The sequence below is a fragment of the Ignavibacteria bacterium genome, assembly GCA_036262055.1.
GTDB lineage: Bacteria > Bacteroidota > Ignavibacteria > Tepidaquicellales > Tepidaquicellaceae > DATAJP01.
The window spans coordinates 292,587-314,417 of sequence record DATAJP010000002.1 but is presented as its reverse complement, the minus strand read 5'-3'; the positions used below and the strand labels follow the sequence as shown (position 1 = coordinate 314,417).

General features: G+C 36.4%; 23 protein-coding genes. All 23 read left to right on the top strand.

The genetic code is table 11. The features are described from left to right. The 23 genes from creD (at position 1) to VHP32_03015 (ending at position 21,773) form a co-directional block, all read left to right on the top strand. The gene (creD, locus tag VHP32_03125) at positions 1-1,341 is read left to right on the top strand and encodes a cell envelope integrity protein CreD (GenBank protein ID HEX2786871.1); all 1,341 of its coding nucleotides are present in this window, start codon (positions 1-3) and stop codon (positions 1,339-1,341) included. Positions 1,342-1,518: 177 nt separating this feature from the next. Next, complete coding sequence (locus VHP32_03120) at positions 1,519-2,046, top strand: ferritin (protein ID HEX2786870.1); 528 nt, start codon at positions 1,519-1,521, stop codon at positions 2,044-2,046. Positions 2,047-2,193: 147 nt separating this feature from the next. Beyond that, positions 2,194-4,254 (top strand): dehydrogenase E1 component subunit alpha/beta, encoded by a 2,061-nt coding sequence (locus VHP32_03115; protein ID HEX2786869.1) that lies wholly within the window; start codon positions 2,194-2,196, stop codon positions 4,252-4,254. Between the two features lie 246 nt (positions 4,255-4,500). After that, a complete protein-coding gene (locus VHP32_03110; protein HEX2786868.1) occupies positions 4,501-5,001 on the top strand; it encodes a DUF4199 family protein in 501 nt (166 codons plus the stop codon). Between the two features lie 101 nt (positions 5,002-5,102). Further along, positions 5,103-5,498 (top strand): response regulator, encoded by a 396-nt coding sequence (locus VHP32_03105; GenBank protein HEX2786867.1) that lies wholly within the window; start codon positions 5,103-5,105, stop codon positions 5,496-5,498. 10 nt (positions 5,499-5,508) lie between these two features. Further along, positions 5,509-6,219, top strand: coding sequence for a hypothetical protein (locus VHP32_03100; GenBank protein ID HEX2786866.1), 711 nt, complete (start codon positions 5,509-5,511; stop codon positions 6,217-6,219). Between the two features lie 2 nt (positions 6,220-6,221). Beyond that, the gene (locus VHP32_03095; protein HEX2786865.1) at positions 6,222-7,670 is read left to right on the top strand and encodes an ATP-binding protein; all 1,449 of its coding nucleotides are present in this window, start codon (positions 6,222-6,224) and stop codon (positions 7,668-7,670) included. A 145-nt stretch (positions 7,671-7,815) separates the two neighbouring features. Further along, positions 7,816-9,450, top strand: coding sequence for an adenine deaminase (ade, locus tag VHP32_03090; GenBank protein ID HEX2786864.1), 1,635 nt, complete (start codon positions 7,816-7,818; stop codon positions 9,448-9,450). A 134-nt stretch (positions 9,451-9,584) separates the two neighbouring features. Continuing rightward, positions 9,585-10,130: an SLBB domain-containing protein gene (locus VHP32_03085; GenBank protein ID HEX2786863.1), complete on the top strand. Its 546-nt coding sequence runs from the start codon at positions 9,585-9,587 to the stop codon at positions 10,128-10,130. 107 nt (positions 10,131-10,237) lie between these two features. Continuing rightward, positions 10,238-11,557, top strand: coding sequence for a nucleotide sugar dehydrogenase (locus VHP32_03080; GenBank protein HEX2786862.1), 1,320 nt, complete (start codon positions 10,238-10,240; stop codon positions 11,555-11,557). Between the two features lie 7 nt (positions 11,558-11,564). Continuing rightward, complete coding sequence (locus VHP32_03075) at positions 11,565-12,728, top strand: DegT/DnrJ/EryC1/StrS family aminotransferase (GenBank protein HEX2786861.1); 1,164 nt, start codon at positions 11,565-11,567, stop codon at positions 12,726-12,728. Between the two features lie 9 nt (positions 12,729-12,737). After that, positions 12,738-13,781, top strand: a complete 1,044-nt coding sequence (gene gmd / locus VHP32_03070; protein HEX2786860.1) for a GDP-mannose 4,6-dehydratase — start codon at positions 12,738-12,740, stop codon at positions 13,779-13,781. Further along, entirely contained in the window at positions 13,782-14,768 is a 987-nt protein-coding gene (locus tag VHP32_03065; protein HEX2786859.1) for a Gfo/Idh/MocA family oxidoreductase, read from the top strand. Between the two features lie 13 nt (positions 14,769-14,781). Continuing rightward, positions 14,782-15,366, top strand: coding sequence for a DapH/DapD/GlmU-related protein (locus VHP32_03060; GenBank protein HEX2786858.1), 585 nt, complete (start codon positions 14,782-14,784; stop codon positions 15,364-15,366). A 29-nt stretch (positions 15,367-15,395) separates the two neighbouring features. After that, positions 15,396-16,334, top strand: coding sequence for an SDR family oxidoreductase (locus VHP32_03055; GenBank protein ID HEX2786857.1), 939 nt, complete (start codon positions 15,396-15,398; stop codon positions 16,332-16,334). Beyond that, positions 16,335-16,616: a hypothetical protein gene (locus tag VHP32_03050; protein HEX2786856.1), complete on the top strand. Its 282-nt coding sequence runs from the start codon at positions 16,335-16,337 to the stop codon at positions 16,614-16,616. It begins immediately after the preceding gene. A gap of 19 nt (positions 16,617-16,635) precedes the next feature. Next, entirely contained in the window at positions 16,636-17,334 is a 699-nt protein-coding gene (locus VHP32_03045; protein HEX2786855.1) for a peptidylprolyl isomerase, read from the top strand. Positions 17,335-17,592: 258 nt separating this feature from the next. Beyond that, positions 17,593-18,072 carry a YhcH/YjgK/YiaL family protein gene (locus VHP32_03040; protein HEX2786854.1) on the top strand — a complete coding sequence of 160 codons (480 nt, stop codon included), beginning with the start codon at positions 17,593-17,595 and terminating at the stop codon, positions 18,070-18,072. 188 nt (positions 18,073-18,260) lie between these two features. Then, positions 18,261-18,701 (top strand): hypothetical protein, encoded by a 441-nt coding sequence (locus VHP32_03035; protein HEX2786853.1) that lies wholly within the window; start codon positions 18,261-18,263, stop codon positions 18,699-18,701. 4 nt (positions 18,702-18,705) lie between these two features. Continuing rightward, positions 18,706-18,939, top strand: a complete 234-nt coding sequence (locus VHP32_03030; protein ID HEX2786852.1) for a DUF2188 domain-containing protein — start codon at positions 18,706-18,708, stop codon at positions 18,937-18,939. 12 nt (positions 18,940-18,951) lie between these two features. After that, a complete protein-coding gene (holA, locus tag VHP32_03025) occupies positions 18,952-19,992 on the top strand; it encodes a DNA polymerase III subunit delta (protein ID HEX2786851.1) in 1,041 nt (346 codons plus the stop codon). A 126-nt stretch (positions 19,993-20,118) separates the two neighbouring features. After that, positions 20,119-20,721, top strand: a complete 603-nt coding sequence (locus VHP32_03020) for a sigma-70 family RNA polymerase sigma factor (protein ID HEX2786850.1) — start codon at positions 20,119-20,121, stop codon at positions 20,719-20,721. A 191-nt stretch (positions 20,722-20,912) separates the two neighbouring features. Then, entirely contained in the window at positions 20,913-21,773 is an 861-nt protein-coding gene (locus VHP32_03015; protein ID HEX2786849.1) for a hypothetical protein, read from the top strand. The last annotated feature ends 58 nt before the right edge of the window (positions 21,774-21,831 follow it).

The window sequence follows — 21,831 nt, the reverse complement described above, 5'->3', positions numbered from 1 at the left end:
ATGGAAAACCAAGACAGTGGCGGAAGTCATTTTGTCCGGACATTTGCAAATTCGTTAGCATTTAAAATTATTGTTATTGTCGGATTAATATTTTTTCTTTTAATTCCATCGGCGTTTATTGGCTCGCTTATAGAAGAAAGACAGGAAGTCAAAGATGCGGCATTCACGGAAGTTTCATCAAACTGGGGCGGCAAGCAAAATATCGGCGGTCCCGTTCTTTACATTCCTTATGTGAAAACAATCAAAGATACAAACGGGAAAATTAATACTTACGAAGACATTGTGAAAATTTTGCCTTTGAACCTGAGTATCGACGGTAAAGTAGATTCGGAGCTCAGAAACAGAGGTATATATAAATTTACTTTATACACAACTCACAATAAAGTTACCGGCAAGTTTGACCTTAGCCATATTCCCGACATTGATACAAACAACACACGTCTCAAATGGAATGAAGCATATGTTCTTTTCGGTATCAGCGACATGAAAGGAATAAAAGATAATATTCGCTTGAAATGGAATGATATGCAGACGCAGTTTTCTGCAGGATTGATATCGGCAGATGTTTTTGATGCAGGCGTAAGCTCAAGTGTGAATGTTATTCCTTTTGAAATAAATAATTTTGAAATTGACCTTACTCTAAACGGCAGTGAGAGCTTGACGTTTCTTCCGCTCGGGAAAGAAACGAACGTGAACATCACATCAAACTGGGGAGACCCGAGCTTTACAGGAAATTTCCTGCCCGAAGAAAGAAAAATTACAGATACCAGCTTTGAAGCAAGCTGGAAAGTTCTTGACCTGAATAGAAACTACCAGCAAAGCTGGATAAGAAAAAACAATAAAGTAGAAATTGCATCATCTGCATTCGGACTTAATTTCTTTGTTCCGCTGAATGGTTACACTGAAGTAATGCGCGCTGTAAAATATGTGTTGATGTTCATCGGGCTGACTTTCATTATTTTCTTTTTCGTGGAATATCTCGGCAAGAAAAGAATTCACCCGATTCAATATACGCTCGTCGGATTCTCTCTGGTTGTTTTTTATCTGCTTTTGCTATCAATATCAGAGCATCTGCAATTTAACTTAGCGTATCTCATTTCGAGCGCAAGCATAATCTTACTTATAGGGCTTTATTCCCTAAGCGTGCTCAAAAGCAAAAAGTTTGCATTCTTCATCAGCTTAGCACTGACTGCACTGTATGGGTTCTTATATATTCTATTGCTTAACGAAGATTACTCATTATTAATCGGAAGCATCGGAATATTTGTTGTGCTTGCGGTGATAATGTATTTCCTGCGAAACATAAATTGGTATAAGGCAAACCGGCTTCAGCAGGCATAAATTTTCCCCCGTCCGAAAGGAAGTCTGTTTTTTAACAGGCTCAGGAAAACAATCCTTCCCGGTTAACTCCTCCGGGAAGGATTTGTAATTTTTCACCTAAAATCATCATTTTATCTGCGGCTTAAATTTCGTAATTTTGATTTGAACAGAAATGAAAGGAGAAAAATCGTTATGAGAATGTCACAAAAGTTACATGATGAGTTAAATTTGCAGATAAACAGGGAGCTTTCATCTGAATATGATTACCTGGCGATGGCAGCTTATTTTGAATCTCAAAACCTTGATGGCTTCACGAACTTTTTCAAGGTTCAGGCCGCTGAAGAGCATTTCCATGCAATGAAGATTTTTAATTTCGTGAATGCTATGGATGGAAGAGTAATTCTTAAAGCACTCAAAGAACCAAAAGCCGAATACAATTCCATTTATGATGTATTTGAAGCGGCAATGAAACAGGAAAAGTTCATAGCTGACTGCATAGATAACCTTATGGACATGGCAATTAAAGATAACAATCACGCAGTAATGAGTTTCATGAAATGGTATGTAGATGAACAGGTAGAAGAAATTGATTTGTTCAATAGACTGATTGCAAAAGTTAAGCTGGTTGGTAATGAGGGGCACGGTATTCTTATGCTTGATAATGAGCTTTCAAAAAGACAGGCGCCTCCTGAAGTTCTTTCAATCAGAACCGATACAGGCGAGTAAAAATTTCCCCGATTGACTTCTATCGGGATACAAAATTTATAACGGGGCTAACGCCCCTTTTTTATTAATGCAAATTATTAGTAGGACAGACATTCCTGTCTGCCTGAATGGGATTCCCGCCTGCGCGGGAATGACTTCAAAGGGAATATGGCACAGCTTTCAATTACTGACACAGAAGAAAAAAATAAAGAAAAAAATAAAAGAGAAGTTTTCATAAAATTCGACAGAAAGAATTTTGATGACGATACTCTAATCAGATTATACAAAGCAATTTTATTGCCGAGAATGATTGAGGAGAAGATGTTACTGAATCTTCGTCTCGGAAAGGTTAGCAAATGGTTTTCGGGAATCGGGCAGGAAGCAATTTCTGTCGGCGTTGCCGAAGCAATGGAATCAGATGAATATATTTTGCCGATGCATAGAAACCTTGGTATTTTCACTTCGCGCAAGCTTCCTCTTGATAAATTATTTATGCAGCTTCAGGGAAAGTATGACGGGTTCTCAAAAGCCCGCGAGCGTTCGTTTCACTTCGGAACGAATGAGCATCATATTGTCGGCATGATTTCACATCTTGGTCCCCAGCTTGCAATTGCAGACGGTATTGCACTTGCGTGTTCTTTGAATGTGAAAGCAAAAAAGGATAAAGCGAAGATTACGACTGTGTTCACCGGTGACGGCGGAACGAGCGAAGGTGATTTTCACGAAGCGTTAAACGTTGCTGCGGTATGGGATTTACCTGTTGTATTTATAATTGAAAATAATTGTTACGGCTTATCCACTCCCGTGAACGAGCAGTATAAATGCACAAGCTTATACACAAAAGCTGAAGGTTACGGAATGGAAGGAATGCAAATTGACGGAAATAATATTCTGACTGTTTATGAAACGATGAAAAATCTTTCCAAGTCAATCAAGAAAAAACAAAAACCTGTTTTGCTTGAGTGCATGACGTTCAGAATGCGCGGACATGAAGAAGCATCGGGAACAAAATATGTTCCGAAAAATTTATTCGATGAATGGGGAAAGAAAGATCCTGTAACGAACTATGAAAATTTTTTATTGAATGAAGCTGTAATTACCGAAGACTTTGTAAAAGAAACAAGAAAAGAATTTAAAAAAGAAATTGAGTCAGCGCTTGATGCTGCGTTCAGCGCGCCAAATGTTATTGCAAACACCGAAGATGAATTAAAAGACATTTATGAACCTTATGAACAGATTGTTATTAAGCCCGGCTCGAGTGCAAAGTCATCAAAAAGATTTGTCGATGCAATCTCTGATGGTCTTAAGCTTGCAATGGAAAAATATGATAATTTAATTTTAATGGGACAGGATATTGCAGAGTACGGCGGTGTGTTTAAAATTACTGAGAATTTTTATAAAGAATTTGGCAAAGACCGGGTTCGTAATACCCCATTATGTGAATCTGCAATCATCGGCGCAGCATTAGGTTTATCGGTTAAGCACTACAAGGCGATGGTCGAGATGCAATTTGCTGATTTTGTTACATCGGGATTCAACCAAATCGTGAATAACCTTGCAAAGATTCATTACCGTTGGGGACAGAATGCTGACGTCGTTATCAGAATGCCCTGCGGCGCAGGTGTTGGCGCAGGACCTTTTCACTCGCAATCAAACGAAGCGTGGTTTTTCCATACACCGGGATTAAAAATATTTTATCCATCAAATCCATACGATGCAAAAGGAATGATGATTGCCGCATTTGAAGATCCGAATCCTGTTATGTTCTTCGAGCATAAGGCATTATATAGGAGCTTGAAAGAAGATATTCCTGATGATTATTATACAATCGAAATCGGGAAAGCAAGCATTGTTAAATCCGGTGAGGAAGTTTCAATCATAACTTACGGGCTTGGTGTTCAGTGGGCAAAAAACTTTGCAGAAAAAAATCCTGACATAGATTGTGAGATAATTGATTTGCGAACTTTGATTCCTCTTGATAAAGAAACAATTATTAACTCGGTTAAGAAAACAGGAAAAGTTATCATACTTCACGAAGATACTTTAACCGGCGGAATAGGCGGAGAAATTTCTGCAATTATTTCTGAAAATTGTTTTGAGTATCTCGATGCACCGGTTGTTCGTTCAGCAGGACTCGATACACCCGTTCCTTTTGCCTTAGAGCTTGAGCAAAACTTTTTCCCGATTAAAAGATTCGAAGAACAAATCAGAAAGCTTGTTGAGTATTAAATTATTAGTATTATAAATTATACACTTTTTTTAATTCCTTCTGATTACGATAAGTTTGTATATGTTTTCCCCTTTGGAGGGGAATTAAGGGGAGGACTATGAGACTTGAAAGTATTTTGCAAACAGTACTGGGATTCCCGCCTTCGCGGGAATGACTTCTTTTTACACAATATAATGTGGCTGATTCTATTAAATCAGAATATTTATATACAAATTTATCAAAGCGTCATTTCTAAAAAATAAATTTTGAAATACGGATTATTTGCTGGCTTGGCTTTCATCATTTATGTTCTTATAGAGATGTCGATTTTCAATCAATATAATACTCAACTAAGCTTAGCAAACTTCGGGTTTTATAATCTCTCTTTTCCGTTTCTTTTTATTGCAACCTATATAGGAATTGATTCTTTCAATAACGAAAGCAGAGAGCTTAAAAATCAGAATTTGAAGTTTAAAGATGCAGCATTATACGGAATACTAATCACATTCAGTTTCATAATCCTTACAACTGTTTTTACTTATATTTATTATAATAATTTTAATAAAAATATTTCCAATACCTTAATCAACAACATTTATACTTATTCATTGCTTGATATTCAGTTATTAAACTCTCCGTTTATACGCAATAATTTATATTTTGAATTCAATACTTATTATTTGATTTTCCAATTAATTATTTATTCAATTTTTGGCGGATTTATCGCTTCGATTATAAATTCATTAATAATAATTAAATTTAAATAAGTTTTTTCTAAATTTATAGTTTTTTAACTTATATTATATTTATTTGAATATTGAGATTACATGGATACAATAGTAATTTGCTTGTTCGGGGGTAAAAAAGTATGGTAAATCCTAAAACTATCAAGGTTTTAGTCGCTGAAGATAATTATATCAATCAAAAATTAATCAGTAAGCTTTTACTCAATAAAGGGTATAATATTACGATTGTTGATGACGGTCAGAAGGTTCTTGATGCATTAGAAAATGAAAAGTTTCATATTATTCTGATGGATATTCAGATGCCTGTTATGGACGGATATCAGGCGACTAAACTTATACGTGCAAAAGAAATTACAAGCGGGAAATATGTTCCAATTATTGCTGTGACAGCTTTTGCTATGGAAAGCGACCGGCAAAAATGCTTTGAGATTGGCATGGATGATTATATATCCAAGCCGTTTAATAAAGATGATTTTTATAAAATCATAGAAAAACATTTATTGATACATTACGGATAAAAGATATAATTTGATACCTAAAATTTCATTTCCTCTTTTGTTGTTTGTTCTGCTCTTTCTTCTTAGTTCCTGCGATAAAAACCCTGATAAACGCGGATATCAGGCAGACTTTACTGAATTTTTCAAAAACGATTCCGGCTGTTTCATCCTCTACGATTTTAATAATAAGTATCACATATATCATAATGAAGCTTTTGCCAATAAAGAATTAAGTCCTGCAGGGACTTATAAATACCTAACCGTTCTTTCGAATGTAATCAATTCGAGAAATGATTCATTAGGAACAACGGATACCTCGGCAATAAATGCGCAAAAGAAAATCATAAAAAATTTTAGTTACGGAAATAATGATACGAGCTTTTCACCCGGTAATTTTTTATGCGGCGATGTTTTAAAAATTTCTGCTGTTGAACAAATTAATTTCATCAGAAAAATTTATATGAATGAAATTAATTTATCGGCAGAACAGCTTAATGTTTTTAAAACAAATTTTGTTTCAGATACGGTGAACCAAAGAAAAATTAGTTTCGTAAATGGAGAATGTCGCAATAACGGTGATAACGCGCAAAAATTGAATTGGTGCCTTGGAACCGTAGAATATGGTAACAATTTATATATTTTTGCATTAAATTTAGTCAACAGCTCGGAAGCCCGCGCTAAAGAAATAACCGAAAGCATATTGTACAGGTTCAGAATAATAGAACCTGAAAAAGAGAGTTAAATATGGCATCTTCAGATAAACCCCGATTAAATCCTATATTAAAACTTACATTATTATATTTCGTATTAAGTGTCGTTGTAATCATTTTCTGTGATAAGCTGCTAATTTCCAACATGACAACTTCAGGATTTTTTTCTGAAGTGGATCTTTACAGGCGTCTTTTATTCATCATAGCCACAACCGTAATTTTTTATTTTATTGCCGATAAATTATTTGCTCTTAAAAAAATAAATCCACCAATATCTTCATCTTCTTCATCTGCCGATGGAAAAAGTTCTTATGCGGATTTACTCGATGCAAAAGTGAAAGCTGAAGCCGCTAACCGCGCAAAAACTTCCTTCCTTGCAAATATGAGCCAGGAAATAAGAACACCGATGAACGGTATTGTGGGGATGACCGAGCTGCTTTCATTAACAAAGGTGAGTGAAGAACAAAAAGAATATCTCGATATAATAAAATTTTCTTCAACTACACTCTTAGCCATTGTAAACGACATTATGGATTTGGCAAGGATCGAGTCAGGAAAGTTTAAGCTTGAAAAAACGAACTTCAATTTTGAGCATCTTATAAAAAATTCCTGCAAAGTCATGGAAGCCGATGCAAGAAGAAAAAATATCGAGTTAAAATCGAACTGTGATAATCTTCCTTCAAAAGAAGTTCTTGGCGATCCGCTGAGAGTTAATCAGGTTATAATTAACATTATTTCTAATGCAATCAGGTTTACCGAAAAAGGAAAAATTGAAATAAACGTCAACAGCGAGCTTGATTATGGAAAGATAAATTATTTTATAACGGTTAAGGATACTGGAATAGGAATTGCACCTGAAATGCGTGAAAAAATCTTTGAAGCGTTTACATATAACGACCCGCTTGGAAAAATGACTTATACAGGAAAAGGTCTTGGGCTTGCGATTACAAAATGTATTCTTGACTCGATGGGAGGCACAATTAATATAGACAGTGAAATTGGTAAAGGCACAACCGTGAAATGCGAACTGCCATTTGAATGTGTTGATGTTACAGAAAATGCAGAAAACATTTCAAGTGAAAATTATGATGGAAAGCATGAGGGAAAAATAAGCATACTTGTTGCAGAAGATAATTTTGTAAACCAGCGGCTTGTTAAAGAGCTTCTTGAAAGAAAAGGATATGAAGTAACGATTGTTGAAAACGGCTTGAAAATTTTCGATGCAATGGAAACGAAGAAAAACTTCTATATGATTTTAATGGACGTTCAGATGCCGGTTATGGACGGACTTGAAGCAACCTCAATCATACGCGAAATCGAAAAAGAAAGCGGAGGTCATTTGCCAATTATCGGCATAACGGCATACTCAATGAAAGCCGACAAAGAACGGTGCATAGAATCAGGAATGGATGACTATCTCGCAAAGCCGTTCACCAAAGATGAGTTTTATAAAAAAATAGAACATTTTATTTATAAGACGTAATTACAAATCCGAAGTCATTTCCGCGGAAGCGGGAATCCCAATCAATGAGCAGTAATCTGCATTCCCAAATGAATGAGATCTTTCACTTCGTTCATGATGACAAATTTTTTTAATATTTAAACTCTAATTAATTTTATTAACTCTAATGGACGATACATTTTCAATATCGGGTAATGTTGTTGATATAGTAAACCGCAAGATAACTTCTTCGACAATTCACGTTAAAGACGGAAAGATTGAAAAAATTATTTCCGATGAAAAAGCAAAGTACGATACTTATTTGATGCCGGGATTTATCGATGCGCATATTCATATTGAAAGCTCAATGCTTATTCCATCGGAGTTTGCGCGCATTGCGGTAATTCACGGAACAGTTGCAACGGTTTCTGACCCGCATGAAATTGCAAATGTTCTCGGAATTGACGGCATTCGTTACATGATTAATAACGGAATTCAGGTGCCGTTTAAGTTTTATTTCGGCGCATCGTCTTGCGTTCCTGCTACATCATTTGAAACGGCAGGAGCAGTTATTTCCACAAATGAAATCAAAGAGCTTTTTGAAGTTGATGGTTTGGTTTATCTGAGTGAAATGATGAATTACCCGGGAGTGTTATTTGCCGACCCTGTTGTGATGGAAAAAATTAAAATCGCAAAAGATTTTCGCAAGCCCGTCGATGGACATTCACCCGGCTTAAAAGGTGAGCAGGCAAAAAAATATATTGATGCGGGAATCTCGACCGACCACGAATGCTATATGCTTGATGAAGCTCTCGGCAAGCTGGCACTGGGAATGAAGATAATCATTCGCGAAGGGTCTGCGGCAAAGAATTATGATGCTTTACATACGATAATTCCAGAGCATTACGAAAATGTAATGTTCTGCAGTGATGACAGACATCCTGATGATTTGATTCTCGGTGAAATCGATAAAATCGTTCACCGTTCCGTTGCGCACGGCTATGATGTTTTCAAAGTTCTGCAATGTGCATGCATAAATCCAATTAAGCATTACGGACTTAACGTGGGTATGCTTCGGGAAGGTGACCCTGCAGATTTCATTGAAGTAAATAACCTAAAAGATTTTAAAGTTCAGAAGACTTTTATCAACGGTGAGAAAGTTGCTGAGAACGGAAAGTCGAACATTCAAAAAGTTACCTCCGAAATTGTAAATCATTTTAATGCGGAACATAAAACTCCAGGTGATTTTAAAATCAAACAAACCGGAAGAAACATCAGAGTTATAAAAGCAATCAACGGGGAAATTATAACTCAGTCATTTGAAACCGAACCGAAAGTTGAAAACGGATTTTTGGTTTCCGATACAGATAGAGACATTTTAAAAATTACGGTAGTTGAAAGGTACACAGGCGGAAAACCTTCAGTTGCTTTCATAAATAACTTTGGATTAAAAAAAGGAGCGATTGCTTCGAGCGTTGCTCACGATTCGCATAACATTATTGCAGTCGGAACATCCGATGAAGACATTGCGCTTGCTGTTAATTCAATCATAGATGCAAAAGGCGGAGTGTGCGTTGTGAACGATGGTAAAGTAAACGTTCTCGAATTACCTGTTGCAGGTTTAATGACAAATGAAGATGCCTATTCTGTTGCTGAAAAGTACCAGACTATCGACAAACTGGCTAAAAATCTTGGCTCAAAATTATCGGCTCCGTTTATGACGCTGTCATTTATGGCGCTTTTGGTTATTCCATCTTTAAAATTGAGTGATAAGGGGCTTTTTGACGGCACAAAATTCGAGTTCGCACCTCTTCAATTCTAACAAAATTCTAATAAAATTTTGACAAAATTAACCGAATTTTAACAAAATCGTAACATATTTACGATTTTTTGGATTGAAAATCTGAGATAGTAAAACTAATTTAAAAGTTTGTAATTTTAACAATTTAGGTGAATTTGGGATTCAGAAAATTACTCATTCCTTTTTATTTTATTAGCTTATTATTTATATCAAACAGCGTAATTGCGCAGGACGAAAAAATCGGGCAGCAGAATATTTTTGGCAACACAACAGGCGGTTATTATAATTATGCAGACCCCGAAGGTGTTAATATCGAAGTCAACGTATGGGGATTTGCCAAATTTACCGGCAAATTTTTAATTCCTCAGGGAACAACATTACAGGATTTGATTTCTTATGCAGGGGGTCCGACTATTGATGCAAAGGTTGAAGAAATAAGATTGCTTCGACCCAAAAATGACAGCATAGGAATAACAAAAGACCAGATTATTACTTTCAATTATAATGACCTTTTTTGGCAGGATAAAGTTGGTTCTTCAATGAACAAAGCTAACCCTGTTCTTTTGCCGGGCGATATTTTGATTTTCCCCGGAGAGCCGAGATTATTTTTCAAGGATGAACTGATGTTATGGCTTGCAGTCGGTTCAACTCTTATTTCACTTGCAATCCTTGTATTGAACATTACTAATAAGAATAATTAATTTTTTTTATTTTCGGTTTCTATCGAAATATTTGTTCACTCCATTGCACGGGTCTAATAAAATTTTAGTCAGTACTTAATTTCATTCTCAGAAAACACAATTTAAATATGGCAGAAAAAGACATACTAAAGAAAAAAATTAAGAGTAAAAAATTCACTGTCGGCATTATAGGTATGGGTTACGTTGGTCTCCCGCTTGCGCTTGAGTTTGCAGAAAAAGGCATAAATACTCTGGGCTTTGACCTTGATGATAATAAAATCAAAAAAATCAATAAGGAAAAAACCTCATACATAAAACATATTCCCACAAAGAAAATAAAGGAATGCGTCGAATCAGGTAAACTTTCATCCACAACAGATTTTTCAAAATTGAAATCAGTTGATGCAATCATTATCTGCGTTCCGACACCGCTCGATAAAAATCGCGAGCCTGATATGAGTTATATAGTAAGCACGGGAAATACGATTGCAAAATATTTAAGAAAGGGACAGCTTGTTTCTCTTGAAAGCACTACATATCCCGGCACAACCGATGAGCTCCTTCTTGGGATTTTCAACAAAACAGGATTAAAAGCAGGAACAGATTATTTTCTTTGTTTCTCTCCTGAACGTGAAGACCCGAACAATAAAGATTATTCTACATCAACCATTCCGAAAGTTATCGGCGGTTACACAAAGAACTGTCTCGACCTCGGAGTAATGATATACAGTTTCGTAATTAAAAAGCTCGTTCCTGTTTCGTCTACAAGAGCCGCCGAAGCAACAAAGCTTCTGGAAAACATTTTCAGATGTATTAACATCGCGCTCGTTAATGAGCTTAAAGTAGTTTTCAGCAAAATGGACATTAATGTCTGGGAAGTAATCGAAGCAGCTTCTACCAAGCCATTCGGTTATACTGCGTTTTATCCCGGTCCGGGACTTGGCGGACACTGCATTCCTATTGACCCGTTTTATCTGACGTGGAAAGCGCGCGAGTATGAAACACCAACCAAATTCATCGAACTTGCAGGCGAAGTAAATACCGCAATGCCTGATTATGTAATCGAAAGAGTAATGCACGTCCTAAACGAAAACAAAAAATGCCTCAACGGCGCGCGAGTTTTATTGTTAGGACTTGCTTATAAAAAAGACATCGATGACTTGCGCGAATCTCCTTCACTTAAACTGATTGAACTGCTTCAGGAAAACGGAGCAAAGGTTGATTACAATGATGACTATGTAACGGAAATTCCTGAAATGAGAAAATATAAGTTCAATAAAAAATCCGTTAAGCTTACTAAAGAGAATTTAAAGAAATATGATTTGGTGCTGCTCTCAACCGACCATTCATATTATGACCCTAAATATATTTTGAATCACGCAAGACTTGTTGTGGATACAAGAAATAAATTCAAAGGATTAAAAAGTAAAAAATTATATAAAGCATAAATAACAAATGAAAGTCCCACTACTCGATTTAAAAGCACAATACGCGACAATAAAAGATGAAGTTACAAAAGCACTTTTGGATTGCGCTGAGTCACAACATTTTATCTTAGGTCCTGAAGTACAGAAGCTTGAAGAAGCAACAAATAAATATCTGCACGTAAAGCATTCAATCGGTGTTTCATCGGGAACCGATGCTCTTCTCATTGCTTTAATGGCAATAGATTTAAAGCCGGATGATGAAGTTATCATCCCGACATATTCATTTTTTGCAACTGCAGGCGTAGTAAGCAGAATGAACGGAAGACCCGTTCTTTGCGACATAGATCCTGTAACATTCAACATCGACCCTGCAAAGATTGAAGCGTTGATTACAAAAAAGACAAAAGCAATTTCACCTGTTCATTTATACGGGCAGTGCGCAGACATGGATCCGATAATCAAAATTGCAAAGAAACATAACTTAAAAATCATTGAAGACGGTGCGCAGGCAATCGGAACACAATATAAAGACGGAAGATATGTCGGTGAGCTTGGAGATATCGGATGTTTCTCATTTTTTCCGAGCAAAAACTTAGGCGGGTTTGGTGACGGCGGTCTTGTAACCGCAACAGATGATGAGCTTGGTGAAAGACTTCGCATACTCAGAGTTCACGGCGGGAAGCCGAAGTATTATCACAAGATAATCGGCGGTAATTTTAGAATAGATGCTATTCAGGCAGCAGTCCTGAACGTAAAGCTTCCGCATTTACAAAGCTGGACTGATGGTCGTCAGAAAAATGCTGAAAAATATACAAAGCTGTTTATTGAAAACGGTCTTGCAGAAACAGAAGGTAAGACTTCTTTCGATGCAAAGAATAAAGTTTTATTGCCGAAGCCGGTTTATAAAGATTCAAGCGTAAAAAATTATCATATTTATAATCAGTATGTAATTCGTGTTGAAGACAGAGAAGGAGTAAGAAAATTCTTAACCGACAATAACATCGGTAATGAAATATATTATCCGGTTCCGTTCCATTTACAAGAATGTTTCCAATACTTAGGATATAAAAAAGGTGATTTTCCTGTTGCAGAGTTCTGCGCTGATTCATCACTTGCAATCCCAATTTATCCGGAATTAACTGACGAACAGATTAATTACACGGTCAGTAAAATAAAAGAATTTATCGGGTAATTTTATTATATGAAGAAAGCACTAATTACCGGAATCACAGGACAGGATGGAAGCTACTTAGCGGAAATTCTGCTTCAAAAAGGTTATGAAGTTCACGGCATCATAAGAAGAAGCAGTTCGTTCAACACTTCAAGAATTGACCATCTGTATAATCAGCAGGGTGTTTTAGACAAGAAGTTATTTTTGCATTACGGCGATGTTGTTGATACAAGCAATTTGAACCGCTTGCTTGAAAAAATTCAGCCGGATGAAATTTATAATCTTGCCGCGCAGTCACACGTTAAAGTTTCTTTTGAGCTTCCGGATTATACAGCGCAGGTTGATGCGCTCGGAACACTCCGATTTCTTGATGCAATCCGCGAAACGGGTTTAAAGAAAGTAAAATTTTATCAGGCATCTACCAGTGAGCTTTATGGAAAAGTTCAGGAAGTTCCTCAGACCGAAAAAACTCCTTTCTATCCGCGCAGTCCTTACGGTGTAGCAAAGCTCTACGGTTACTGGATTGTTGTTAATTACCGCGAAGCGTACGGCATTTATGCCTGCAATGGAATTTTGTTTAATCACGAGTCACCAAGAAGAGGCGAAACATTTGTTACAAGAAAAATCACACGTGCAGCAGCAAGAATAAAAGCAGGCTTGCAAAAAAATCTGCGAATCGGAAATCTTCATGCAAAGCGTGACTGGGGTTATGCTCCTGAATACTGCGAAGGTATGTGGTTGATTCTCCAGGAGAAAACTCCTGAAGATTACGTTCTTGCGACAGGTGAAACTCACACTGTCCGCGAGTTTGCTGAAGTTGTTTTTAGAGAGCTTGATATGGAACTTGAATGGAAAGGCGAAGGAGCTAAAGAAAAAGGAATCATTTCCAAAACCGGTGAGGCGGTAATTGAAATTGATCCTGAGTATTTCCGTCCGACTGAAGTGGATTTGTTAATAGGTGATGCATCAAAAGCAAAAAAGAATTTGGGCTGGGAACCTAAAGTAAAATTTGAGGAGCTTGCAAAAATTATGGCGCAGGCAGATTATGAAAAAGTTTTAAAAAGAGGATATTAATTGGCTGATAATTTTAATGGTATTAACTTAGCAATAATAGGTTGCGGCAAATGGGGAATGAACCACGTCAAAACCGCAAACGGAGTCTTAAAAGAAAATTTTAAAATTGTCTGTGATAATTTTGCAAGCAATGAAGCAAAAATAAAAGAAGTTTCTCCTTCCGTAAAGTTCACAACTGATTTAAAGAAAGTTTTAAATAATCCCGATATAAATGCTGTTATCATTGCGACTCCTGCAGAGACTCATTATGAAATAGGAAAGCAATGTCTTGAGCAGGGAAAAAATGTTCTGATTGAAAAACCAATCACGCTTCATTCAAATGAAGCTCAGGAGTTAATCGATATTGCAAAAAAGCAAAACCTGAAGCTGATGGTCGGACATGTTTTGCTTTATCATCCTGCCATCCTGAAAATTAAAGAAATGATTGATTCGGGAAAAATCGGTAAGCTTCAATATATTTACAGCAACAGATTGAATCTTGGAACAATAAGAAGCGAAGAAAATATTTTATGGAGCTTTGCTCCGCATGACATTTCGGTAATACAGTTTTTTACGGAAAGCAATCCCGTTGAGATTTTTTCAAAAGGCGCAACGTATGTTCAGGATGACATTGAAGATACTACGATTACTTATTTAAAATATCCAAACAATGTTAATGCGCATATTTTTGTAAGCTGGCTGAACCCGTTTAAGGAACAGCGTCTTGTTATCATCGGTGATAAAGGTATGCTTGTTTTTGAGGACAGCTCTAATACTGATAAGCTTAAATATTTTGAAAAAGGTTTTCAGGTTAATGAAGAAGGACAGGTCGAGAAGTTTGATAAAAAATTTGAAGTTATTAATTTTGATGAATCAAAACCTCTTGAAGAAGAGCAGAAACATTTTTATAACTCGGTTATGAATAACACTATGCCTTTAACCGATGGAGTGCATGCGCTGAAAGTTCTTGAAATACTTGAAAAAGCACAGCAAGGTTTAAAAAATTAAATCATAAATTACTTTGGAAAAAAATTATTACGTAAATCAATATGCAGTTGTAGATGACAACGTTGAAATAGGCGATGGAACGAAGATATGGCATTTCTCACACGTACAACCAGGTTCAAAGATCGGGAAGAAGTGCGTGCTTGGTCAGAACGTTAACGTTGCGAACGGTGTTACAATTGGAAACTTCTGTAAAATTCAGAATAATGTTTCGATATACGAAGGCGTAACGCTTGAAGATTATGTCTTCTGCGGACCTTCTATGGTGTTCACTAATATTTTGAATCCGCGCTGCAAGTATCCGCAGGTTGGCGCTGAATTTTACATTAAGACTCTTGTCAAGGAAGGAGCTTCACTCGGAGCAAACTCGACAATTGTCTGCGGAATAACCATCGGACGTTTTGCTTTTGTTGCGGCGGGCGCAGTTGTTACAAAAGACGTTCCTGATTTTGCGCTTGTGATGGGAAATCCTGCACGAGTAAAAGGATGGTACAGCGAAGCAGGAAAAAAATTAATCTTCGATGAAAAAGGAATGGCACACTGCGAGAAATCAGGTGTTACATATAAAATCGAACACGGTGTAGTTCACGAAGTAAAATAATTTTCATTTAAATTATATTAAATTTATTGATGAAATATCTTGTTACCGGCGGTGCAGGGTTTATAGGTTCAAATCTGGTTGAAGCGCTTCTCCAACGCGGACATTCAGTAAGAGTGCTCGATAATTTTTCTACAGGAAAAAGAGAGAATCTACAAAAATTCGATAAGGATATTGAACTGGTTGAAGGAGACCTCAGAAGTCTTCACACGGTAGAGCAGGCAGTTAAAGGAGTTGATGTAATTCTTCACGAGGCAGCATTGCCGTCCGTTCCGCGCTCTATTAAAGACCCGATTACAACAAATGAAGTAAATGTCACCGGTACTCTTAATATTCTTAATGCAGCCGTCGGCGCAAAAACGAGAAGAGTTGTCTTTGCATCATCGTCTTCCATTTACGGTAACAATCCTGAGCTTCCGAAACACGAAGACATGGTTCCTAATCCTCTTTCGCCCTATGCAGTTTCAAAACTTGCAGGCGAAAACTACTGTAAAGTTTTTGCAAAGATTTACGGACTGGAAACAGTTGCTCTCAGATACTTCAACGTATTCGGACCTAATCAAGACCCATCATCACAATACTCAGCCGTTATTCCAAAGTTCATAAATGCAATTTTAAAAGATGAAAGTCCTGTTATATACGGTGACGGCGAGCAGTCAAGAGATTTTACTTACATATCAAATGTTATCGAAGGAAATATTCTTGCTTCAGAAATGAAAATAGACTCGCCTGTTATCGTGAACTGTGCTTGTCATGACAGAATAACATTGAATGAGCTTGTTGCTTCAATCAATAAAATTTTAGGAAAGGATATCAAACCAAAATATAATGATGAGAGAACGGGTGACGTAAAACATTCATTTGCGGCAATCGGAAAAGCCGAGAAGCTTTTGAATTATAGAGTGACCGACCCGTTCATGAACGGATTGGAGAAGACAATTGCATATTTTCAAAACCTGAACAAAAGTTAGATGAATATTCGTCTTTTCATCAATAGAAATGTAACGCTGAACCGATGTCCGAACTGCAAGGAAATCGGGACACTGAAAAGAAAACGCCATCTCAGCTTCATGATGCAGGTTCAAAAGATTTTTTTTCTCAGGCAGTTCAATTGTCAGAATTGCGGATGGAGCGGGACACTTTTTACAAAGCGGCTTTCTAAGAATTACTTGGTTGTTATAATTTTCTATATAGCTTTAATTGGCGTTACATACTTTTTAATGACTTTTATTCTCAAAAATTTATTCAAATAATCTTTATATTAATAAACTTATGAAATCACTAAACATTTTATTAGCAGGTATTTTTTTCTGTGTGTCTGTAGCTGCAGGATGCGGTAAAACCGAAAACACCGGCAATACAACATCAAGCGGGACAAGACAGAATACAACAAATTCATCCCAGCAAACACAGAATACACAAACCCAACAAACACAAACTAAAGATACGGCTGTCAAAAAAGACTCCGTAAACAAAGAGGAGAAAAAAGTGGACGATAAAAAATCAGCAGGCGACGTTGTGAACATGAAAACCTCAATGGGGAACATAAAAATAAAATTATATACCGATAAAGCCCCAATCACTGCAGGCAATTTCAAAGAACTTGTAGAAAAAGGATTTTACGACGGAATAATTTTTCACAGAGTTATCGACGGATTTATGATTCAGGGCGGAGACCCAACAGGAACCGGCACAGGCGGTTCAGGAAAAGTTATCAAAGATGAATTTGGCCCGGGATTGAAACATGATAAAAAAGGAATGCTTTCCATGGCTAATGCAGGTCCTAACACGGGAACTTCGCAGTTCTTTATTACGCTTGCTCCGACACCATGGCTTGACGGCAAACATGCAATTTTCGGTGAAGTTATCGAAGGAATGGATGTTGTCGAAAAAATCGGCAAAACCAAAACAGGTCCCGGCGACAAACCTGTTACGGAAGTGAAGATGATTAAAGTTACAATGGACGACTAAATCAATTTGCAATTAGCAATTGACAATGTGCAATTTTCTAATGAAGTCATTCCCGCGCAGGCGGGAATCCAAGCAATAATTTAATTAAGGGCAGATTATTATAGCTCTCAAATATGAAGCAGTATAATCGGGGCGTAAGCCCCGATTTGCTTTTAATGTGTCATTCTGAGCGAAGCGCAGCAAGCCGTCTCTTCTGGAAAGAATCCCTAAGTTTTGTTGTCATTCCCGTGCAAACGGGAATCCCATTCTATTCTAAATATGGTAATCGACACTCTCAAAAACTCAGCGCAATATCATTCTCTTCATCCTAATTTCAAAACGGCTTTTGATTATCTGACGTCAACCGATTTTTCGAAAACGGCAAACGCAACTTATGAGCTCGATGGAAAAAATGTTTATGCAATCGTAAGCGAATATGACACCAAGCCCGCTCTCGACGGAAAATGGGAATCGCATCTAAAATATTATGACATTCAGTTTATTGCTCAGGGACAGGAGTTTATGGGATATGTAAATAAAAATTATATGAAAATCTTGGAAGAATATAACGATGAAAATGATTTTATGCTCTGGCAGGAAAAAGACAAAGGAACAAGTGTCGAAAACATAGACGTGAATTTCATACACTTCAAGGAAAACAACTTCATGATTCTCGGACCTGATGACATACACATGCCCGGCATCGTAATCAGCGAACCCGAGAAAGTAAAGAAAGTGGTTGTGAAGGTGCTGATATAATTAGTAATGAATAATGTGTAATGAGTAAATAAAAAAACTGAAACACTGTCATTCCTGCGGGGTACCCTCCGGGTCACGCAGGAATCCATATGGAATTTGATTTTATCGGGGCGCAAGCCCCGATTTTGTTTAATACGCATTGATAAATTATTTCAATTTTTACATATTAAATAAATTGATGCGCATCAATGATTGCTAAACCTCTCCTTAGAAAACTAGTAAAACAAAAATTAAAAGATGCTGAAGCACTTATTAGCAAAAAAAGATATTATTCGTCAATTTATATAAGTGGTTATGCAATAGAACTAGCTCTAAAACATGAAATTTGTAAAATATATAAATTTAAAAGAGGTTTTCCAGAAACGAGTTCAGAGTTTAATTCATATACAAGTACTCTTTATCTTAATCCATATATCACAATTAATGATATAAGGAATCATAATTTACAGAGATTACTTCAATTTTCAGGGGCAATAACAAGAATTAATTCTGAATGCCAGAATGAATGGAACAATATAATAACATGGAATCCAGAAATTCGTTATAAAATTTTGACTACAAGAAAAAATGTAGCTTTAGTAAATTTAGATGAAGTTAAAATAGTTGTAAACATTATTTTAAGGAGATAAAACAATGGCAAAAAAAAATCAACATGTAATTCCATTTGGTGGTGGATGGGGTGTTAAAGGAGCAGGTAATAGTAAAGTCACAGTAATTACTACTACTCAGAAAGAAGCAATAAATGTAGCAAGGGATATTGCAAAAAATAATAAAACCGAAGTTGTTATTCATGGAAGAGATGGAAAAATAAGAGATAAAGATAGTTATGGAAAGGATCCAAATCCTCCTCGTGATAAGAAACATTAATATTGTTTCTTAATGCCTAAATCTCCATCATTCAAAACATCATTCAGCTCCCTGATTGATAAAATCAAAAAGGGGCAGGTTCAGAATAACTATCTTTTGTTTTGCAGTCAGAAGGTGTTGTTCGATGATTTTATTGCTACACTGGGAGATAAATTCGCAGGAAAAGATTTTAACCTTAAAGACAATTACAGGATTTATTTCTCCGATGAAGATGATATTCTGAATGTTCTCAATGAATGCTCTAACATAGGATTTTTTGTTGAGAAAAAAATTGTTATGCTGAAGCTGATTAAAAAATCCGGCGTCAAAGGGTTAAAAATTGCGGATAAGAAATCATTGATGGATTATTATAATAATTTTAATCCCGATACGATTTTAATTCTTAATGACGCAAACGAAGATTACAATCCTGATAACTATGCAGATTTGATTAATCCCAATCTTGCGATTTATGATGTGAATGAATTTTCCGAAACTGCTTACAAGAACTGGATTAAATACCGCTTCGATGATTACGAAATTTCCGATAATGAAATTGAATACCTAATGCAGTTTATGAATATGTCTTATGATGAGATGAATCAGGAAATTGAGAAACTGAAAATTTACTGCATGGAATCAAAAAAGATTACAAAGGAAGACATAAACCTTTGCGTCGGAGTTACAAAAGATTTTTCCGAAACTGCTCTCATAAAATCAGTTCTTGAAAAAGACTCTGAAAAAGCATTGCAGATTTATGAAAGCTTAATCCTAAAAAAAGACGTCGAGATTTTTCTGCTTATACTTCTCAACAGCGCATTTATTTCGATTGCAAAGCTCACCGACCCGCAGACCCGCCAGCTTTCCGGCTTTCCGCTCAAGCGTGCGCTCAAGCTTTGGTATGATTCCGATGAACTTTTACCTGTCTATAAAAGTTATCTATCCCAAATAAACGAAATTCAATTAAACAAAGCTTTTAGCTATATTTACAGCGTGGAAAAAGCGTTTAAATCATCCGATACTGATAAAAATTTGACGTTTTCTAAACTGATAATTGACCTATGTAATTTGTAATTTTTTCTTTATTTTTCCATAGGCAGTGCCAAATAACAAGTGCAAAAACATAAACTTATTTCAAAACGATAAGGAAATAATATCGGAACTAATCCTACATTTTTAAGTTAAATTAGATAGAAAATATTGTCTGAAGAAAAAACAGATTATAAGAAATTATCAGACGAACAACTTATTTTCAAATTTCAGCAGGATGATGTTCAGGCATTCAATGAAATTGTTCTTAGATATAAAGATAAGCTTGTCAACTTTCTGTTCAGGTACACCGGCAGCAGGGATGAATCCGAAGATTTAGCGCAGGATACATTTCTGAAGCTTTATAGGTCAAAGCATTTATACAGAGAGATAGCGAAATTCTCAACCTGGTTTTATACGATTGCAATTAACATCGCAAAAACCAATCTGCGGAAAAAAAGCAGATATAATTCGATTTCGATCAGCGACTTCGACCCTGAGAATGATAAAGACTTCGATTTGACGGCCGATGTTCAGCTTCCCGATGAAGCTGCAAATGCGGCAACTGAAAATGAATTTATACAGAAGGCAATCAATCAGTTAAGTGACAAGTTTAAAGAAGTAATTATTATGCGCGATGTGGAAGACCTCGAGTACGAAGAAATTGCGAAGATTACAGGGCTTCCGCTGGGAACAGTAAAGTCCCGCATAAATCGCGGAAGAGAGAAGCTCAAAGAAATGCTGAGCGGTATTTACAAACCTGACAACGAATGACGAAGTCATGAGTAAGTAACAAATGAGTGACGAAGTCAAGAGTGATATTAGTAAGTAATTAACTTATATATATAATGTCATTTTTGTTTTTCTTTCGCGAAGATTTTTTCAGGGTTTGAAAAGTCTGAAAGAAAATAAAAAACAAAAATCCTGAAAAAACTTTTTTATAGAAAAATTTAATACAGATTAAGTTGTTACACGACGAAGACGAAAAATATTTACAGATAAGAGAAAAACTCCGTAGTTTACCACGAGTAAAAGCAAGCGATAACTTTATGGTATCGCTCCAGCATAAGATAAACCTTGTTGACGCAGAAGCCCGTCATCTCGGAAGCACAATCCACAAACAAACACACGAAAGACTTCAACAGGGAACTCTGTCAAGATTCTTCGGATTTCAGCAGAGACCATGGCTTATTCCATCACTTAGTTTTACTGTTGTAATATTCCTTGTATTGATAGCAGTTTATTTTGGTTACTTCAATACATCAGGAACCGACATGCAGACTTCAAACAACAGTCCGCAGACAATTACTCAGAACAGCGGGGTAACGGGAAATACTAATAATACTAACTCAACAAACACACAGCAGCCAAATTCCGGAAATAATACAGGAACTGCGCAGGAAAAAATCGGCAATACTGACAGCCAGCCGGGCAATGACGAAGGACTGCTTGCAACAAACGATGATAAATTAGGTAAGACAGATAGTTATAATAATAGAAGTAATGTTAATGTAATGAACAAACTTCCCGTAACCGAAACCAGCAGATCGATTTCAAATGAAGAAACCGAAACTATGACCGCCGAACCGCCTGCAAATACCGAAGAAATGAAAATAAATTCATCAACCGAAAAACCGGGAATGGTCGGTACCACAATCGATGGCGGCAGAACAAAAGCTGCAATGAGACCTTTTGACGAAAATAGCGGTATATCTGTCGATGAAAAAAAGAAAGATTCCTCAAAAAATCCAAGAAACATACGAGAAGTTATCAGTATCGGCAAAACCGACCTTGAAGAACTTATTGATGCCTTAAACGGAGAGTAAAATCCACTCAATAATAGTAGATAATTGTTTAATAAATGATTTATTAATTCATTTATTA

Coding starts and splice junctions, on each gene's coding strand:
- VHP32_03120 (HEX2786870.1), top strand. CDS start 1,519: ATGTCACAAAAGTTACATGATGAGTTAAATTTGCAGATAAACAGGGAG.
- creD (HEX2786871.1), top strand. CDS start 1: ATGGAAAACCAAGACAGTGGCGGAAGTCATTTTGTCCGGACATTTGCA.
- ade (HEX2786864.1), top strand. CDS start 7,816: ATGGACGATACATTTTCAATATCGGGTAATGTTGTTGATATAGTAAAC.
- VHP32_03030 (HEX2786852.1), top strand. CDS start 18,706: ATGGCAAAAAAAAATCAACATGTAATTCCATTTGGTGGTGGATGGGGT.
- VHP32_03080 (HEX2786862.1), top strand. CDS start 10,238: ATGGCAGAAAAAGACATACTAAAGAAAAAAATTAAGAGTAAAAAATTC.
- VHP32_03050 (HEX2786856.1), top strand. CDS start 16,335: ATGAATATTCGTCTTTTCATCAATAGAAATGTAACGCTGAACCGATGT.
- VHP32_03095 (HEX2786865.1), top strand. CDS start 6,222: ATGGCATCTTCAGATAAACCCCGATTAAATCCTATATTAAAACTTACA.
- VHP32_03035 (HEX2786853.1), top strand. CDS start 18,261: ATGATTGCTAAACCTCTCCTTAGAAAACTAGTAAAACAAAAATTAAAA.
- VHP32_03105 (HEX2786867.1), top strand. CDS start 5,103: ATGGTAAATCCTAAAACTATCAAGGTTTTAGTCGCTGAAGATAATTAT.
- gmd (HEX2786860.1), top strand. CDS start 12,738: ATGAAGAAAGCACTAATTACCGGAATCACAGGACAGGATGGAAGCTAC.
- VHP32_03055 (HEX2786857.1), top strand. CDS start 15,396: ATGAAATATCTTGTTACCGGCGGTGCAGGGTTTATAGGTTCAAATCTG.
- VHP32_03075 (HEX2786861.1), top strand. CDS start 11,565: ATGAAAGTCCCACTACTCGATTTAAAAGCACAATACGCGACAATAAAA.
- VHP32_03040 (HEX2786854.1), top strand. CDS start 17,593: ATGGTAATCGACACTCTCAAAAACTCAGCGCAATATCATTCTCTTCAT.
- VHP32_03115 (HEX2786869.1), top strand. CDS start 2,194: ATGGCACAGCTTTCAATTACTGACACAGAAGAAAAAAATAAAGAAAAA.
- VHP32_03045 (HEX2786855.1), top strand. CDS start 16,636: ATGAAATCACTAAACATTTTATTAGCAGGTATTTTTTTCTGTGTGTCT.
- holA (HEX2786851.1), top strand. CDS start 18,952: ATGCCTAAATCTCCATCATTCAAAACATCATTCAGCTCCCTGATTGAT.